At 52.6% G+C, this 3,003-nt stretch carries 1 rRNA gene; it reads right to left on the bottom strand.

What is annotated here, in order from left to right:
• Nucleotides 1-27 precede the first annotated feature (27 nt).
• A 23S ribosomal RNA gene (locus tag WFM45_RS24575) occupies nucleotides 28-2,934 on the bottom strand.
• Between the last annotated feature and the right edge of the window lie 69 nt (nucleotides 2,935-3,003).

Here is a 3,003-nt window from a genome sequence, read left to right as displayed (position 1 = left end):
TCTCTCTAAAAACACCTTCGGTGTTGTAAGGTTAAGCCTCACGGATCATTAGTACTGGTTAGCTCAATGCATCGCTGCACTTACACACCCAGCCTATCAACGTCTTAGTCTTAAACGTTCCTTCAGGGGCCTTGAAGGCCCAGGGAAGACTCATCTTGAGGCAAGTTTCGCGCTTAGATGCTTTCAGCGCTTATCTTTTCCGCACTTAGCTACCGGGCAATGCCATTGGCATGACAACCCGAACACCAGTGGTGCGTTCACTCCGGTCCTCTCGTACTAGGAGCAACCCCTCTCAATCTTCCAACGCCCACGGCAGATAGGGACCGAACTGTCTCACGACGTTCTAAACCCAGCTCGCGTACCACTTTAAATGGCGAACAGCCATACCCTTGGGACCTACTTCAGCCCCAGGATGTGATGAGCCGACATCGAGGTGCCAAACACCGCCGTCGATATGAACTCTTGGGCGGTATCAGCCTGTTATCCCCGGAGTACCTTTTATCCGTTGAGCGATGGCCCTTCCATTCAGAACCACCGGATCACTAAGACCTACTTTCGTACCTGCTCGAGCCGTCACTCTCGCAGTCAAGCTAGCTTATGCCTTTGCACTAACCTCACGATGTCCGACCGTGATTAGCTAACCTTCGTGCTCCTCCGTTACTCTTTGGGAGGAGACCGCCCCAGTCAAACTACCCACCAGACACTGTCCTCACCCCAGATTATGGGGCCGAGTTAGAACATCAAACATTAAAGGGTGGTATTTCAAGGATGGCTCCACGCAGACTGGCGTCCACGCTTCAAAGCCTCCCACCTATCCTACACATCAAGGCTCAATGTTCAGTGTCAAGCTATAGTAAAGGTTCACGGGGTCTTTCCGTCTTGCCGCGGGTACACTGCATCTTCACAGCGAGTTCAATTTCACTGAGTCTCGGGTGGAGACAGCCTGGCCATCATTACGCCATTCGTGCAGGTCGGAACTTACCCGACAAGGAATTTCGCTACCTTAGGACCGTTATAGTTACGGCCGCCGTTTACTGGGGCTTCGATCAAGAGCTTCGCCTTGCGGCTGACCCCATCAATTAACCTTCCAGCACCGGGCAGGCGTCACACCGTATACGTCCACTTTCGTGTTTGCACAGTGCTGTGTTTTTATTAAACAGTTGCAGCCAGCTGGTATCTTCGACTGGCTTCAGCTCCATCCGCGAGGGACTTCACCTACATGCCAGCGTGCCTTCTCCCGAAGTTACGGCACCATTTTGCCTAGTTCCTTCACCCGAGTTCTCTCAAGCGCCTTGGTATTCTCTACCTGACCACCTGTGTCGGTTTGGGGTACGATTTAATGTTACCTGGAGCTTAGAGGATTTTCCTGGAAGCAGGGCATCAACTACTTCTGCACCGTAGTGCATCGTCATCACGCCTCAGGGTTAACATGCAACCGGATTTACCAGGTCACACCCCCTACACGCTTAAACCGGGACAACCGTCGCCCGGCTAGCCTAGCCTTCTCCGTCCCCCCTTCGCAGTAACACCAAGTACAGGAATATTAACCTGTTTCCCATCGACTACGCTTTTCAGCCTCGCCTTAGGGGTCGACTCACCCTGCCCCGATTAACGTTGGACAGGAACCCTTGGTCTTCCGGCGAGCGGGCTTTTCACCCGCTTTATCGTTACTTATGTCAGCATTCGCACTTCTGATACCTCCAGCAACCCTCACAGGCCACCTTCAACGGCTTACAGAACGCTCCCCTACCCAACAACGCTAAGCGTCGCTGCCGCAGCTTCGGTGCATGGTTTAGCCCCGTTACATCTTCCGCGCAGGCCGACTCGACCAGTGAGCTATTACGCTTTCTTTAAATGATGGCTGCTTCTAAGCCAACATCCTGGCTGTCTATGCCTTCCCACATCGTTTCCCACTTAACCATGACTTTGGGACCTTAGCTGGCGGTCTGGGTTGTTTCCCTCTTCACGACGGACGTTAGCACCCGCCGTGTGTCTCCCGTGATAACATTCTTCGGTATTCGGAGTTTGCATCGGTTTGGTAAGCCGGGATGGCCCCCTAGCCGAAACAGTGCTCTACCCCCGAAGATGAGTTCACGAGGCGCTACCTAAATAGCTTTCGGGGAGAACCAGCTATCTCCCGGTTTGATTGGCCTTTCACCCCCAGCCACAAGTCATCCGCTAATTTTTCAACATTAGTCGGTTCGGTCCTCCAGTTAGTGTTACCCAACCTTCAACCTGCCCATGGCTAGATCACCGGGTTTCGGGTCTATACCTTGCAACTAGTCGCCCAGTTAAGACTCGGTTTCCCTACGGCTCCCCTATACGGTTAACCTTGCTACAAAATATAAGTCGCTGACCCATTATACAAAAGGTACGCAGTCACACCACGAAGGTGCTCCCACTGCTTGTACGTACACGGTTTCAGGTTCTATTTCACTCCCCTCGCCGGGGTTCTTTTCGCCTTTCCCTCACGGTACTGGTTCACTATCGGTCAGTCAGGAGTATTTAGCCTTGGAGGATGGTCCCCCCATATTCAGACAGGATGTCACGTGTCCCGCCCTACTCATCGAACTCACGACCTGTGCATTTTAGTGTACGGGGCTATCACCCTTTGCTGCGCGACTTTCCAGACGCTTCCACTAACACACAAGCCGATTCAGGTTCTGGGCTCCTCCCCGTTCGCTCGCCGCTACTGGGGGAATCTCGGTTGATTTCTTTTCCTCGGGGTACTTAGATGTTTCAGTTCCCCCGGTTCGCCTCATGCCACTATGTATTCATGACATGATAATGTGTCGAAACACACTGGGTTTCCCCATTCGGGTATCGCCGGTTATAACGGTTCATATCACCTTACCGACGCTTTTCGCAGATTAGCACGCCCTTCATCGCCTCTGACTGCCTAGGCATCCACCGTGTACGCTTAGTCACTTAACCTCACAACCCGAAGATGTTTCCATCGTTCGCGCTGCAAACATTTGAGAGACTCTATGACAGGTTACTCTT

Origin of the sequence: Serratia sp. KG1D, assembly GCF_037150675.1 — a bacterium.
GTDB classification, from domain to species: domain Bacteria; phylum Pseudomonadota; class Gammaproteobacteria; order Enterobacterales; family Enterobacteriaceae; genus Serratia; species Serratia nematodiphila.
This window is presented reverse-complemented; position numbering and strand designations above follow the sequence as displayed.